Origin of the sequence: Streptomyces fragilis (genome assembly GCF_003112515.1) — a bacterium.
GTDB classification, from domain to species: Bacteria; Actinomycetota; Actinomycetes; order Streptomycetales; family Streptomycetaceae; genus Streptomyces; species Streptomyces fragilis.
This window is the reverse complement of sequence record NZ_BEVZ01000007.1, coordinates 95,167-109,526: the sequence shown is the minus strand read 5'-3', so window position 1 is coordinate 109,526 and position 14,360 is coordinate 95,167. Positions and strand designations below refer to the sequence as shown.

The window sequence follows — 14,360 nt, the reverse complement described above, 5'->3', positions numbered from 1 at the left end:
GTACGGTCCCGGGCATATGGGACACCTGAAGCGACGACGCCTGCTCCTCCGGGCCGCCCGGACCCTCGCCGCGGTCACCGCCCTGGTGGCCGCGGCCGCCCCCGCGCCGGCCGCGCCCCGGGAGGCGGCGCCGGCCGGCGACTGCCCCCGCCTCAGCGGGAAGTGGGCCGACGGCAACCGGGAGCGGCTGCAGCGTCTGATCGACACCGTGGGGCCGTGCGCCACCGGCCACCGCGGGGCGCGCCCGGTCGCCGTCTTCGACTGGGACAACACGCTCGTCAAGAACGACGTCACCGACGCCACCCTCTCCTGGGCGCTGCGCCACGACCGGCTCCGGCGGCCCGCCGACTGGTCCGACACCAGCCCGTGGCTCACCCCCGCCGCCGAGGGCGCCCTGCGCGCGGCGTGCGGACGCAAGCCCGCCGGCGGGGCGATGCCCACCTCCGCGATGCCCGCCTGCGCCGACGAGATCTCGCTGATCCGCGAGACCGGGCGGACCGCCGCGGGCGTCAGGGCCTTCGCCGGCTCGTGGAACCACCGCCGCACCGTCCCCCAGTACGCCTGGGTCCCCCGGCTGTTCGCCGGACTCACCGAACAGGAGGTCCGCGAGGTGGCCGCGGCGGCCCGCGAGGAGGCGCTGGCTGCACCGGTCGGCTCCACGGTCCGGCTGGGCACCCGGTCCGTCCCGGCGTACGTGCGCTACTACGAACAGCAGCGCGAACTCGTCGCGGCCCTGCGGCGGGCCGGGTTCGCGGTCCACGTGGTCTCCGCCGGCTTCGAGCCCGTCACCGAGGTCTGGTCGAGGGCGCTCGGCGTGGACGCCCGGCACACCGTCGCCATCCGCGCCGTCACGGACGCGCGGGGGCGGATCACCATGGACGCCGAGGGCTGCGGGGGAGTGGGCGTCAACCGGGGCGAGGCGATCCCCTACGTCGAGGGCAAGCGCTGCTGGATCAACGAGCGGATCTACGGGGTACGGGGCGCCGCCGCCTGGCAGCGGCAGCGGCCCGCGCGCCGTCCCGCGCTGGGCGCCGGCGACGCGGACACCGACGTCACCTTCGTGGGCGACGCCACCGGACTGAGGGTGGTGCTCGACCGGCACAAGCCGGAGATCATGTGCCGGGCGCTCGACGACGCGGACGGCAGGTGGCTGGTCCAGCCGATGTTCCTCGAGCCGCTCGCGCCGCCGCGCGGCCGCTACCCCTGCTCGACGACGGCGTTCACCCTGCCCGACGGGAGCGGAGCCCCGGTGCGGCGGGACGACGGCACCGTGATCCCCGACCAGCCCCGGTAGCCGCCGCCCACCGGGGCGGGACGACGGCGCCGTGAGCCCTGACCGACCGGCCCCGGTGGCCGGCGGCCGGCGGCCGGCGGCCTAGAGGAAGGTCATGCCCTCGCCCCGGTAGGTGGGGGCCGCGCCGACGACCCGGTCGCCCTCCACCAGGTGCAGCGTGTCGAAGCGTTCGCACAGCTCGCCCGCCTTGGCGTGACGGAACCACACCCGGTCGCCGACCAGCAGGTCGTCCGCGGCCGCCCCCAGCAACGGCGTCTGCACCTCGCCGGCGCCCTCCATCGGGTCGTACCTCAGCCCCTCCGGCAGGTACGGCTGCGGGAGCCGGTCCTTCCCGGGGGCGCCGGACGCCGGGTAACCGCCGCCCAGCACCGTCACCGCGCCCACGCCCGACCGCCGCACCACCGGCTGGGCGAACAGGGCGGCCGGGCGGGCCCGGAAGGACGTGTAGTGGTCGAAGAGCCGCGGAGCGAACAGCCCCGATCCCGCGGCCACCTCGGTGACCGCCTCCTCCGCCACCGTGTGCTGCACGCTCCCCGTGCCGCCGCCGTTGACGAACTCCAGGTGCGGGGCGACCTCGCGCACCGCCCGGACCGCAGCCGCCCGCCGGTCCGCCAGCTCGCGGCGGGCGGCGGCCTGCATCAGCCGCACCGCACGCGACTTCAGCGGCTTCCCGGCCACCGCGTCGCCCACCCCGGCGACATGGCCCTCGTACGCCATCACGCCGACCAGCCGGAACCCCGGCCGGCCGGCCACCGCGCGCGCCATCTCGGCCACCTGCTCCGGGGCGTGCAGCGGGGAGCGGCGGGCGCCCACCCGGATCCGCCCGCCCAGCAGCCGCAGCGAGGTGTCCAGCTCGAGGCAGACCCGGACCGTCTCCCGGCCCTCCCCGCGCGCCGCCTCGATCAGCCGCAGCTGCGCCGGGTCGTCGACCATCACCGTCACCGCGGCGGCGAGCTTGGGGTCGGCGCACAGCTCGGCGAAGGCGGAGCGGTCCGCCGACGGGTAGGCGCAGAGCACGTCGTCGAAGCCGCCCCGGGCCAGCCACAGGGACTCGGCCAGGGTGAACGACATGATCCCCGCGAACCCCGGCCGTGCCAGGACGCGCTCCAGCAGCGGCCGGCAGCGGACCGACTTGCTGGCCACCCGCACGGGTTTGCCCCCGGCCCGGCGGACCAGGTCGTCGGCGTTGGCGTCGAAGGCCTCCAGGTCGACGACGGCCAGGGGGGCGTCGAGATGGGCGGTGGCCCGGTCGTACCGGGCCCGGTCGGCGGCTCGGGCTGTCATGGTCGCAGCGTGCCAGGCATGGGCACGCCAGGGTAGGGGGACGATCCGGGCAGATGCCGCGCCCGGGAGAACCGGTTCCCGTACCGGCGGCGTCTGGCCGTAGAGTGACGCGCACACCAGGCACGAGGCGGGGGTGGAGATGAGCACGGAAGCGCGCCGTCCGGCGCCGCCGGTCCGGCCGCCGCACGACCCGCCGCCCTCCGCCGCGCCCCGTTCCCCGCAGCGCGGCGAGACCGAGCAGGCCACCGGGTCCAAGACGCCGCCCCCGCCCGCGGCGACCGCGCGGTTCCCCGACACGTCCCCGGCCGTGGGAGCCCGGCAGACGGCGCAGGAGACCACCGTCCGCCTGCGCCCCGTGCCGCCGGGACCGGCCCGGCGCCCGGCGCCCGAGCCTCCGCGGTGGGGCCCGCCGGCCGCCGGCACGTCGACCTCCGCCGCACCCGCCGCCTCCTCCGCCCCGGCCTTCGGACCCCTGGCGCCCGCCCCCACCCCCGCCCCCACTCCCGCTCCGGTACGCCCGCGCGGGCGACTGGGCGCGGCGCTGGCCTGCGGGCTGCTGGGCACCGGACTGCTCGCCGCCGGCGTCACCGCGGGGATCACCGGCGGGGCCGACGGCGGGGCGGACGCCTTCACCGAGGCCCGCGAACTGTGGCGCACCACCCCGGTCGACGAACTCTTCCCGCCCTCCGTCAAGGGCCGGGACCTCGGCCCCGGCGGCGCCGACCGCACCTGGAAGCGCGTCGCGGTCGCCCCCGACGGCGACTGCTCCGACGCCTTCGACCCCGCGCTGCACAGGACGCTCGCCGCGGTCGGCTGCGAACGCCTGCTGCGCGCCACCTACACCGACGCCACCCGCAGCCACCTGATCACCGTCGGCCTGCTCTTCACCGAGGGGGACGCCGACCAGATGCGCGCACTGCGCACCAAGGTGGCCAAGGGCCGGCTGGACCGCAGCGCCGACCGGCTGCCGCGCCCGTACGCGGCCGAGGGCACCCTCGCCGAGGGGTTCGGCGACGAGCAGCGCGCCTCGTGGGCGCTGGACGTGCTCACCGAGGCGCCCGTCGTCGTCTACGCCGTCTCCGGCTGGGCCGACGGGCGGGAAGTGGCCGAGCCGGTGCCGGCCCCGGACGCGCTGCAGGGCGCCGTCGACTCCGCGCCCGCGCAGGCCGGGCTGGGCCACGACGCGGGCCGGCTGACCGGACTGTTCGCCCGGGACCTCCGCAGCACCGTCGCCCCGCCCCGGGAGACCCCGTCGTGACCCACACCCCCCACGCCCCTCGCACCCCCGGCCACGCCGACGCCCGGCGGCCCCGCCGGGCGGTGTCCGAGGACGCCCCCGCACGCCGGACCGCCCCGCGGCGTCGCGGGGCGGCTTCCGGCCGCCGGGTGGCGGGCCTGGGCGCCGTGCTGGGCGCGGTGCTGGTGCTGCAGCCGACGACCGTGGCGCACGCCGACCTGATCCGGGACGGACAGTGGGCACTGCGCGAGCTGCGCGCGGAGCAGGCCTGGCGGACCACGCGCGGCGCGGGCGTCACCGTCGCCGTGCTGGACACCGGGGTCGACGCGGACCACCGGGACCTGGCGGGCAACGTGCTGACCGGCAAGGACCTGGTCGGCTTCGGCGCCGGGCCGGGCGACGAGGCCTGGGCGGGGCACGGCACCGCCATGGCGGGCATCATCGCCGGGCACGGCCACGGCTGGAACCACGGCGACGGCGTGATGGGGCTCGCCCCGGAGGCCCGGATCATGCCGGTGCGGGTCATCCTCGAGGAGGACGACCCGCAGCTGGCCAAGGCCCGGCGGACCCGCGCGAACGCGCTGGCCGAGGGCATCCGGTGGGCCGTCGACCACGGCGCGGACGTCATCAACCTCTCGCTGGGCGACGACTCCAAGTCCGCCCACCCCGAGCCCGAGCAGGACGAGGCAGTGCAGTACGCGCTGGCCAAGGGCGTCGTCGTGGTGGCCTCGGCCGGCAACGGCGGCGCGTCCGGCAACCGGGTCTCCTACCCGGCGGCCTACCCCGGCGTCATCGCGGTGACGGCGGTGGACCGCGACGGCCGGCGGGCCGACTTCTCCACCCGGCGGTGGTACGCCACGGTCAGCGCGCCGGGCGTGGACGTGGTGACGGCCGACCCGGACGGCCAGTACTACGAGGGCTGGGGCACCAGCGCGGCGGCCGCGTGGGTGTCGGGGACGGCGGCGCTGCTCAAGTCGGAGCATCCCGAGCTCACGCCCTCCGAGGTCAAGCGGCTGATCGAGGAGACCGCCGAGGACCCGCCGAAGGGCGGGCGCGACGACTCCCGCGGCCACGGGCTGGTGAACCCCGTCGCCGCGCTCGAGGCCGCGGAGAAGAGCGGGCCGGACGAGCGGCGGGTGGCCGCGCAGTACGCCGACCGGTACTTCGGGGACGGGCCCGGCGAGGCGGCGGGCGAGCCCGACGCCCCGGGCTGGGCGTTCCCCGCCGCGGCGGTGGGCGCGGGCCTCGTGCTGGGCGCCGCCGTCCTCGCCCGGCCCCGCCTGCGGCGCCGCTGAACCGCGCCCGGCGGCCACGCCTGCGGCGCCGTCGGGCCCCCGGCCGAGGCGTTCGACCGCTGTGAGGCGGTTCCGGGGGCGGCGATAGGGTCGGGGGCGTGAACAAGAACATCCCCGACCCCGGGTTCGCCGACGACGACGGCTCCGCGGACCCCCGCCTCGCCGCCGCCCTCGAGGCCTGGTCGAAGGACCGCACCGCGCACGGCCCCGTGCTGGAGGCGCTGAAGGACGCCCGCCTCCTCGTTCCCGTGGTCGCCGTCCTCGGCGAGGTGGAGGTGGACGAGAACGGCCTGCGCCGGGAGAAGACCAGTGACATGGCCGTGCCGACCCTGAAGGCAGGCGACCGCACCGCGCTGCCCGCCTTCACCTCCACCGAGGCACTGGCCCTGTGGGACCCGGCCGCCCGCCCCGTCGCCGTCCCGCTGGGCCAGGCGCTGAGCGCCGCCGCGCACGAGAAGGCGGACACGATCGTGCTGGACCTGGCCGGACCGGTGGCCTACGAGCTGAACCGCCCGGCGCTGCTGGCGCTGGCCGAGGGCCGCACCTCACTCGACCCGTCGGCCGACCCCGCCGTCGCCGCCGCGGTCCGCGAGACGGTCGCCGCCGAACCCGCGGTGGGGAGGGCGTACCTGCTGCCGGGGGAGCGGGACGGGATGCTCGCGCTGGTGCTGGACGACCCGGACGCCGCCCCGGCGGTGGTCCGCTCGCTGGCGGGCCGGCTCGCGCGGGACGAGACGCTGAGGGCCCGCCTGCTGCGCGGTCTCGACCTGGCGGTGGTGCCGGCCGGAACCTCGCTGCCGGGCGAGCCCCTGTACGTGCGCTGAGCGTTTCGTGCACCGAGCGTTGGATGCGCTGCGCGTTCGTGCGCGTGCGTCTCGTACGCCGCGTCGCGCGCGCCGAGTGCGGGCGTCAGCCCCAGACGGGGCCCGTGTACTTCTCGCCCGGGCCCTGACCCGGCTCGTCCGCGACGGCTGACGCCTCGCGGAAGGCGAGCTGCAGCGACTTCAGGCCGTCCTTCAGCGGGGCGGCGTGGAAGGAGCTGATCTCGGTGGCGCTCGCGTCCAGCAGGCCGGCCAGGGCGTGGATCAGCTTGCGGGCCTCGTCGAGGTCCTTGTACTTGTCGCCCTCGTCGGTGAGCCCGAGGTTGACCGCGGCGGCGCTCATCAGGTTCACGGCGACCGTCACGATGACCTCGACGGCGGGGACCTCCGCGATGTCACGGGTCATGGCGTCGAAGTCGGGCGTCTCAGAACTCTCACTCATGCCCCACACGATAGGCGCAGGCCGGGCCCCGTCCTCGCGCGGGACCACCGCCGCCGCGCGTGCGCCACCGGGTTAGCGCCGCGCCCGGCGACCTGCTAATCTTGTGTCCACGACCGGCCGGACACGTGTGTCACCAGACGCGGACCCGGCCCACAAGTGGAGTCCTTCGAACTCCCACCTGGCTGCCCTCAGGGCGGCGGGTCACCGGTCAGCGAAGGCCGTCCGTCCAGGACGTCGTTCGCCGAATGCGCGCCCCGCGACGATCGCGGCGGTGCTCCGGTAGCAGTTCGAGGAGCCCCGCCTGTGAGACCGTGCGGGGCATTTTTCTTGCCCCGGCGCGGTTAGGTCCGACGAAGACACAGACGTCCGCGGCTGTCACACCAGGCTGCCGCGTGGTGCTACCGAGGAGGATCCATCAGCGCCGAGCCCCGCATCAACGACCGGATTCGCGTTCCCGAGGTGCGACTTGTCGGTCCCAGCGGCGAGCAGGTCGGGATTGTCCCGCTTGCCAAGGCCCTGGAGCTTGCGCAGGAGTACGACCTGGACCTGGTCGAGGTCGCGGCGAACGCCCGTCCGCCCGTGTGCAAGCTCATGGACTACGGGAAGTTCAAGTACGAGTCGGCCATGAAGGCCCGTGAGGCGCGCAAGAACCAGGCGCACACGGTCATCAAGGAGATGAAGCTCCGGCCGAAGATCGACCCGCACGACTACGACACCAAGAAGGGTCACGTCGTCCGGTTCCTCAAGCAGGGTGACAAGGTCAAGATCACGATCATGTTCCGCGGTCGTGAGCAGTCCCGCCCCGAGCTGGGCTACCGACTGCTGCAGCGTCTCGCGGAGGATGTGGCCGACCTCGGGTTCGTGGAGTCGAACCCGAAGCAGGACGGCCGCAACATGATCATGGTCCTCGGTCCGCACAAGAAGAAGACCGAGGCGATGGCCGAGGCCCGCGAGGCCCAGGCGGCCCGCAAGGCGGACGCGAAGGCCAACCCCGGCAAGTCGCAGAACGCCGCCGAGGCCGAGGCTCCCGCCGACGGCCAGGCAGAGGCTTCGACCGACGCCTGATCCTCCTGGACGCGAGTCCGGGATTGTCCAGCACAACAGAGCGACGCTCCGCACCGTGCCCGGCCTGGCCGCCGACAGGCAGCCGCACCGGGCACCGGAGCGCCACCGACGAGGAGAGAACGGCGCTATGCCGAAGAACAAGTCGCACAGCGGTGCCAGCAAGCGCTTCAAGGTCACCGGCTCCGGCAAGGTGCTCCGTGAGCGCGCCGGCAAGCGCCACCTGCTCGAGCACAAGTCGTCCCGTCTGACGCGTCGCCTCACCGGCAACGCCGAGATGGCCCCGGGCGACGCCAAGAAGATCAAGAAGCTTCTCGGCAAGTGACGCCCCGGCGGCCCGGCCGCCGGACGTCAGTCAAGACCGGGACCCAAGTCGTTTCCGGGCCGTGTGACCAACCACCGCGGCCCCGCTACAAGGAGTTAAAAAGTGGCACGCGTCAAGCGGGCAGTCAACGCCCACAAGAAGCGCCGGGCGATCCTCGAGCAGGCCTCCGGCTACCGCGGTCAGCGTTCGCGCCTGTACCGCAAGGCCAAGGAGCAGGTCACCCACTCGCTGGTCTACAACTACAACGACCGCAAGAAGCGCAAGGGCGACTTCCGTCAGCTGTGGATCCAGCGCATCAACGCCGCTGCCCGCGCCAACGGCATGACGTACAACCGCTTCATCCAGGGTCTGAAGGCCGCCAACGTCGAGGTGGACCGCAAGATCCTCGCGGAGCTCGCCGTCAACGACGCCACCGCCTTCGCGGCCCTGATCGAGGTCGCGCAGAAGGCGCTCCCCTCGGACGTGAACGCGCCGAAGGCCGCGTGACGTCTGCCGGTGAACACCGGCTGTGACACTCCGGACCCGCAGGCCTGACGGCCTGCGGGTCCGGACGTGTGTGGGGACCGCCCCACCGCCCGGCCCCCCACCGCCCGGCCCCGCGCCGCCCGCCCCGCCCGCGGCCCCCGCGCCCTCCCTCGCGACGGGCGCCGGCTCCGAGGCCCCGTCGTTCCCGCTTCTTCCGAAGGTGAGCCCATGCCCTCCGCAGCCCCCGAGCTGATCTCCCCGCGTTCCCCTCGTGTCGCCGCAGCCCGGCGGCTGGCGAAGCGGAACTTCCGGAGCAAGGAGCGGCTCTTCCTCGCCGAGGGGCCGCAGGCGGTCCGCGAGGCGGCGGCGCACCGCGGGGAGACGGGCACGGCCACGCTGGTGGAGCTGTTCAGCACGCCCGAGGCTGCCGACCGCTACCCGGACATCGTCGGCGACGCCCGCTCGGCCGGCGCCCGGGTCCACCTGGCGGACGAGCAGGTGATCGCCGACATCTCCACCACCGTCACCCCGCAGGGCCTGGTCGGCGTCTGCCGCTTCCTGGACACCCCGTTCGAGGAGATCCTCCGGGCCCGTCCGCGGCTGGTCGCCGTCCTCGCCAACGTCCGCGACCCCGGCAACGCGGGCACCGTGCTGCGCTGCGCCGACGCGGCGGGCGCCGAGGCCGTGGTGCTCACCGACGCCTCCGTCGACCTGTACAACCCGAAGGCCGTCCGCGCCTCCGTCGGCTCCCACTTCCACCTGCCGGTGGCGGTCGGGGTGCCCGTCGAGCGGGCCGTCGCCGGGCTCAAGGAGGCCGGTGTGAGCGTGCTGGCCGCGGACGGCGCGGGCACCCACGACCTCGACCACGAGCTGGACACCGGCTCCATGGGCGGGCCCACCGCCTGGGTCTTCGGCAACGAGGCCTGGGGCCTGCCGGAGGAGACCCGCGCGCTCGCGGACGCCGTGGTGCGCGTCCCGATCCACGGCAAGGCCGAGAGCCTCAACCTCGCCACGGCCGCCGCCGTGTGCCTCTACGCGTCCGCCCGTGCACAGCGCGCCGCCGGAGGGTGCCGCTCCGTCACCGACAGCTAGTAGGGTGACTGCCTCGGGGGCCCTCCCAACAGACAGAGGCGGGTACGGGGATGAGCGTCGGCACCAGGACACCAACGGGCAGGCCGTCCGGCACCGCGCCGGGCGCGCCGCCCGCGCGCGAGGACGCGCCGGACCCGCCCGCGGTGGGCCCCGACGAGCTGCCCGACGGCCTGGTGGTCGCCGACGAGCGCGGCCGGGTGGTCTGCTTCAACGCCGCCGCCGAGCGCATCACCGCCACCCCGGCCGGGGAGGCCCTCGGACTGTCCCTGGAGCGGGCCCTCCCGCTGGAGGACCTGGAGGGCCGCCGCTGGTGGCGGCTGACCGACCCGTACGACGGACTCACCATCCGCACCCGCCAGCCGGAGCGCAACCTGCTGCTGCCCGGCGGCCGCGAGGTCCTGGTCTCCGCCCGGTACGTCCGTGAGCGCCCCACCGGTCCGGTGCGCCGGGTGGTGGTGTGCCTGCGCGACACCGAGGCCCGCCGCCGCACCGAGCGCAGCCACGCCGAGCTGATCGCCACCGTCGCCCACGAGCTGCGCTCGCCGCTCACCTCCGTCAAGGGCTTCACGGCCACCCTGCTGGCCAAGTGGGAGCGCTTCACCGACGACCAGAAGCGGCTGATGCTGGAGACCGTCGATGCCGACGCCGACCGCGTCACCCGGCTGATCGCGGAGCTCCTCGACATCTCCCGCATCGACTCGGGCCGTCTGGAGCTGCGCCGCCAGCCCGTCGACATCGCCGCCGCCGTCGACCGCCACATCCAGGCCTACGTCGCCGCCGGCCAGAGCCCCGACCGGTTCCGGCTGCGCGTCGAGCGGCCGCTGCCCGGCTTGTGGGCCGACCCCGACAAGATCGACCAGGTGCTCGGCAACCTGCTGGAAAACGCCGTGCGCCACGGCGGCGGGACTGTCACCATCGACGTCACGGCCCAGGCCTCGCCCCGCGAAGGGGAGGAGGCCGCCACGTCGGTCACGGTGAGCGACGAGGGCCCCGGCATCCCGGAGGAGTCCATGAACCGCGTCTTCACCCGCTTCTGGCGGGGCAGCAAGCGCGGTGGCACCGGCCTCGGGCTCTACATCGTCAAGGGCATCGTCGAGGCCCACTCCGGGGTCATCACGGTAGGGCGGGCCGCCTCCGGCGGCGCCCAGTTCCGATTTACCCTGCCCGTGGGCACCCCGGCGTACCTCCTCTGAGGGACCACCTCCAGAGGTCACCGACGCCGGACCGCGGCCCACGGGCGCAGCAGCGCATACCCGCCCCGTTAGACTCGGCCCCTGGCACCTTTGTGTCCCCGTTCCCGGGACACGTCGTCCCACCACCCGGACGGCGGCCCAGGACAGGCCGTCCCGGCGGGGCCACTCCAGCCAGCCAATCGGAAGAGCACGGGAAGAGATGTCGGCACCGAATAAGTCGTACGACCCGGTAGAGGTCGAGGCGTTGAAACCGGAAAACATCGAGCGCATGCGGGACGAGGCGCTCGCCGCCTTCGCCGCCGCCGACTCGCTCGAGGCCCTCCAGGAGGCGAAGACCGCCCACGCCGGCGGCGCCTCGCCGCTGGCTCTCGCCAACCGCGAGATCGGCGCCCTGCCGCCGCAGGCCAAGGCCGAGGCGGGCAAGCGCGTGGGTCAGGCCCGCGGCGCCGTCAACAAGGCCCTCGCCGTCCGTCAGGCCGAGCTGGAGGCCGAGCGCGACGCCCGTGTCCTGGTCGAGGAGTCGGTGGACGTCACCCTCCCCTACGACCGCGTCCCGGCCGGCGCCCGCCACCCGCTGACCACCATGATGGAGCGCGTCGCGGACGTCTTCGTCTCGATGGGCTACGAGATCGCCGAGGGCCCCGAGGTCGAGGCGGAGTGGTTCAACTTCGACGCCCTGAACTTCGGCCCGGACCACCCGGCCCGGCAGATGCAGGACACCTTCTTCGTCGAGGGACCGCAGGGCCCCGGAACCACCGACGGCGAGTCCGGCGTCGTGCTGCGCACCCACACCTCCCCGGTGCAGGCGCGCGCCCTGCTCGACCGGGAGCCCCCGGTCTACGTGGTCTGCCCGGGCCGCGTCTACCGCACCGACGAGCTGGACGCCACGCACACCCCCGTCTTCCACCAGATCGAGCTCCTCGCCGTCGACGAGGGCCTGACCATGGCGGACCTCAAGGGCACCCTGGACCACATGGTGCAGGCGCTGTTCGGCGCGGACATGAAGACCCGGCTGCGGCCGAACTTCTTCCCGTTCACCGAGCCGTCCGCCGAGATGGACATGCTCTGCTACGTCTGCAAGGGCGAGTCGATCGGCAACCCCGACCGTCCCTGCCGCACCTGCTCCAGCGAGGGCTGGATCGAGCTGGGCGGCTGCGGCATGGTCAACCCGCGGGTGCTGACCGCCTGCGGCGTCGACCCGGAGAAGTACAGCGGCTTCGCCTTCGGGTTCGGCATCGAGCGGATGCTGATGTTCCGCCACAACGTCGAAGACATGCGAGACATGGTCGAGGGTGACGTCCGGTTCACCCGGCCGTTCGGGATGGAGATCTGATGCGGGTCCCGCTTTCTTGGCTGCGGGAGTACGTCGACCTGCCGGCGACGGAGACCGGGCGCGACGTCCAGGCCAAGCTCATTTCGGCCGGTCTGGAGGTCGAGACCGTCGAGCAGCTCGGCGCCGACCTCAAGGGCCCGCTGGTCGTCGGCCAGGTGCTGACCATCGAGGAGCTGGAGGGCTTCAAGAAGCCCATCCGCTTCTGCACCGTCGACGTCGGCCAGGCCAACGGCACCGGTGAGCCGCAGGAGATCGTCTGCGGCGCCCGGAACTTCTCCGTCGGCGACAAGGTCGTCGTGGTCCTGCCCGGCGCCACCCTGCCCGGCGGGTTCCACATCGCCGCCCGCAAGACCTACGGCAAGGTCTCGCACGGCATGATCTGCTCCACCGACGAGCTCGGCATGGGCGACGACGGCAGCCACGGCATCATCGTCCTGCCGCCCGAGCACGAGGTGGGCACCGACGCCATCGAGCTGCTGGAGCTGGTCGACGAGGTCCTCGACATCGCGGTCACCCCCGACCGGGGTTACTGCCTGTCGATGCGCGGCGTCGCCCGCGAGACCGCCACCGCCTACGGCCTGCCGCTGCGCGACCCGGCGCTGCTCGACGTGCCCGCGCCCAACGCGTTCGGCTACCCCGTCCAGATCACCGACCCGCGCGGCTGCGACCGGTTCACCGCCCGCACCGTCACCGGCATCGAGCCGGAGACCCGCTCGCCGATCTGGCTCAAGCGCCGCCTCCAGAAGGCCGGCATGCGCCCGATCTCGCTGGCCGTCGACATCACCAACTACGTGATGCTGGAGCTCGGCCAGCCGCTGCACGCCTACGACCGCACCCGTGTCCAGGGCGCGATCGGCGTGCGCCGGGCGGAGAAGGGCGAGAAGCTCACCACGCTGGACGACGTGACCCGCACCCTCGACCCCGAGGACCTGGTCATCGTCGACGACCGCGGGCCGATCGGCCTGGCCGGCGTCATGGGCGGCGCCCACACGGAGATCGGTGACGGTCTGGAGAGCCACACCACCGAGGTGGTCATCGAGTCGGCCCACTTCGACCCGATCGCCATCGCCCGCACCGCGCGCCGGCACAAGCTGTCCAGCGAGGCATCCCGCCGCTTCGAGCGGGGCGTCGACCCGCTGGCCGCGGCGGCCGCAGCGCAGCGCACCGTGGACCTGCTGGTGCTGCTGGCCGGCGGCACCGCCGACGCGGGCGTCACCGAGGTCGTCGCGCCCTCCGCGCCGGCCACCATCACCATCCCGGCCGACCACCCCGACAAGGTGGCGGGCATGACGTACGGCCGCGAGACGGTGGTGCGCCGCCTGCAGGAGATCGGCTGCGACGTCTACGGGCAGGACGAGCTCGTCGTGTCCGTGCCGTCCTGGCGGCCCGACCTCACCGACCCGAACGACCTCGCCGAGGAGGTCATCCGGCTCGAGGGCTACGAGAACCTGCCCTCCACGCTGCCCAGGCCCCCGGCCGGACGCGGGCTCACCCCCCGCCAGCGGCTGCACCGCCGGATCGGCCGCGCGCTGGCCGCCGCCGGCTACGTCGAGGCGCTCACCTACCCGTTCATGGGCACCGCGGTCCTCGACCAGCTGAACGTCCCCGCCGACGACCCGCGGCGCACCCTGGTCACCCTCGTCAACCCGCTCTCCGACGAGGAGCCGGCGCTGCGCACCACGCTGCTGCCGGGCCTGCTCGGCGCGCTGCGGCGCAACGACGGCCGCGGCTCGCACGACCTCGCGCTCTTCGAGACGGGCCTGGTCTTCCACCCGAAGGCCGAGCGGAGCGTCGCCGGCATCCTGCCGGTGCACGGCCGCCCCGCCGACGAGGACCTCGCCACCCTCCAGGCGGCGCTGCCCGACCAGCCCAAGCACGCCGCGGTCGTCCTGGCCGGCGCCCGTGAGCAGGCCGGCTGGTGGGGCAAGGGACGCCCGTCCGACTGGGCCGACGCCGTCGAGGCGGCCCGGATCCTCGCCCGTGAGGCGGGGACCGAGCTGATCGTCCGCAAGGGCCAGTACGAGCCGTGGCACCCGGGCCGCTGCGCCGAGCTGCTGGTGGTGCTCGACGGCGAGGAGCGGGTGATCGGCCACGCCGGCGAGCTGCACCCCGGCGTGCTGAAGACGCTGGGCCTGCCGGCCCGGACCTCGGCCATGGAGATCGACCTGGACGCGCTGGAGCGCGCCTCGGCCGGTGTGCCGAGCGCGCCGCGGATCTCCGCCATGCCGGTCGCCACCCAGGACGTGGCGCTCGTCGTCGACCAGGCCGTCCCGGCCGCCGAGGTCGAGGCCGCGCTGCGCGAGGGGGCGGGCGAACTGCTGGAGGCCATCCGGCTGTTCGACGTCTACCACAACGAGGAGCAGCTGGGCGACGGCCGCAAGTCCCTCGCCTACGCGCTGCGCTTCCGCGCGGCCGACCGGACGCTGACCGCGGACGAGGCCTCGGCCGCCCGCGACGCCGCGGTCGCCACGGCGGCCGAGCGCTTCGGCGCGGTGCTGCGCGGGGCGTGACCGCCGG

13 protein-coding genes are annotated in these 14,360 nt (G+C 74.7%); 11 read left to right on the top strand and 2 right to left on the bottom strand.

The annotated features are described in order from the left end of the window. Window positions 1-16 precede the first annotated feature (16 nt). Window positions 17-1,294: a haloacid dehalogenase-like hydrolase gene (locus Sfr03f_RS24090; RefSeq protein ID WP_108956119.1), complete on the top strand. Its 1,278-nt coding sequence runs from the start codon at window positions 17-19 to the stop codon at window positions 1,292-1,294. 81 nt (window positions 1,295-1,375) lie between these two features. Here the strand turns inward: Sfr03f_RS24090 and Sfr03f_RS24085 are convergent, their stop codons facing one another. Continuing rightward, window positions 1,376-2,578 (bottom strand): amino acid deaminase/aldolase, encoded by a 1,203-nt coding sequence (locus tag Sfr03f_RS24085; protein ID WP_108956118.1) that lies wholly within the window; start codon window positions 2,576-2,578, stop codon window positions 1,376-1,378. A 139-nt stretch (window positions 2,579-2,717) separates the two neighbouring features. On the opposite strand from Sfr03f_RS24085, the gene Sfr03f_RS24080 reads away from it, so the two are divergent. The 3 genes from Sfr03f_RS24080 to Sfr03f_RS24070 all read left to right on the top strand — a co-directional run bounded on the left by Sfr03f_RS24080 (window position 2,718) and on the right by Sfr03f_RS24070 (window position 5,934). After that, complete coding sequence (locus Sfr03f_RS24080; RefSeq protein ID WP_159105730.1) at window positions 2,718-3,836, top strand: hypothetical protein; 1,119 nt, start codon at window positions 2,718-2,720, stop codon at window positions 3,834-3,836. A gap of 62 nt (window positions 3,837-3,898) precedes the next feature. Next, a complete protein-coding gene (mycP, locus tag Sfr03f_RS24075) occupies window positions 3,899-5,110 on the top strand; it encodes a type VII secretion-associated serine protease mycosin (protein ID WP_108956216.1) in 1,212 nt (403 codons plus the stop codon). Window positions 5,111-5,208: 98 nt separating this feature from the next. Continuing rightward, window positions 5,209-5,934 (top strand): SseB family protein, encoded by a 726-nt coding sequence (locus Sfr03f_RS24070; protein ID WP_108956116.1) that lies wholly within the window; start codon window positions 5,209-5,211, stop codon window positions 5,932-5,934. A gap of 85 nt (window positions 5,935-6,019) precedes the next feature. Here Sfr03f_RS24070 and Sfr03f_RS24065 read toward each other — a convergent pair whose 3' ends face one another. Then, a complete protein-coding gene (locus Sfr03f_RS24065; protein WP_108956115.1) occupies window positions 6,020-6,373 on the bottom strand; it encodes a DUF1844 domain-containing protein in 354 nt (117 codons plus the stop codon). A gap of 414 nt (window positions 6,374-6,787) precedes the next feature. Between Sfr03f_RS24065 and infC the strand changes: the two genes are divergently transcribed. The 7 genes from infC to pheT all read left to right on the top strand — a co-directional run bounded on the left by infC (window position 6,788) and on the right by pheT (window position 14,353). Beyond that, window positions 6,788-7,438, top strand: a complete 651-nt coding sequence (gene infC, locus Sfr03f_RS24060; protein WP_108956114.1) for a translation initiation factor IF-3 — start codon at window positions 6,788-6,790, stop codon at window positions 7,436-7,438. A gap of 127 nt (window positions 7,439-7,565) precedes the next feature. Then, on the top strand, window positions 7,566-7,760 hold the full coding sequence (gene rpmI, locus Sfr03f_RS24055; protein ID WP_007829094.1) for a 50S ribosomal protein L35: 195 nt from the start codon (window positions 7,566-7,568) through the stop codon (window positions 7,758-7,760). 102 nt (window positions 7,761-7,862) lie between these two features. Further along, window positions 7,863-8,246, top strand: coding sequence for a 50S ribosomal protein L20 (gene rplT, locus Sfr03f_RS24050; RefSeq protein ID WP_108956113.1), 384 nt, complete (start codon window positions 7,863-7,865; stop codon window positions 8,244-8,246). Window positions 8,247-8,453: 207 nt separating this feature from the next. Next, complete coding sequence (locus Sfr03f_RS24045) at window positions 8,454-9,317, top strand: TrmH family RNA methyltransferase (protein WP_108956112.1); 864 nt, start codon at window positions 8,454-8,456, stop codon at window positions 9,315-9,317. A 50-nt stretch (window positions 9,318-9,367) separates the two neighbouring features. Further along, entirely contained in the window at window positions 9,368-10,510 is a 1,143-nt protein-coding gene (locus Sfr03f_RS24040) for a sensor histidine kinase (RefSeq protein WP_108956111.1), read from the top strand. Window positions 10,511-10,709: 199 nt separating this feature from the next. Then, the gene (pheS, locus tag Sfr03f_RS24035; protein ID WP_108956110.1) at window positions 10,710-11,843 is read left to right on the top strand and encodes a phenylalanine--tRNA ligase subunit alpha; all 1,134 of its coding nucleotides are present in this window, start codon (window positions 10,710-10,712) and stop codon (window positions 11,841-11,843) included. Beyond that, on the top strand, window positions 11,843-14,353 hold the full coding sequence (gene pheT, locus Sfr03f_RS24030) for a phenylalanine--tRNA ligase subunit beta (protein WP_108956109.1): 2,511 nt from the start codon (window positions 11,843-11,845) through the stop codon (window positions 14,351-14,353). The genes pheS and pheT overlap by 1 nt, the downstream gene beginning before the upstream one ends. The last annotated feature ends 7 nt before the right edge of the window (window positions 14,354-14,360 follow it).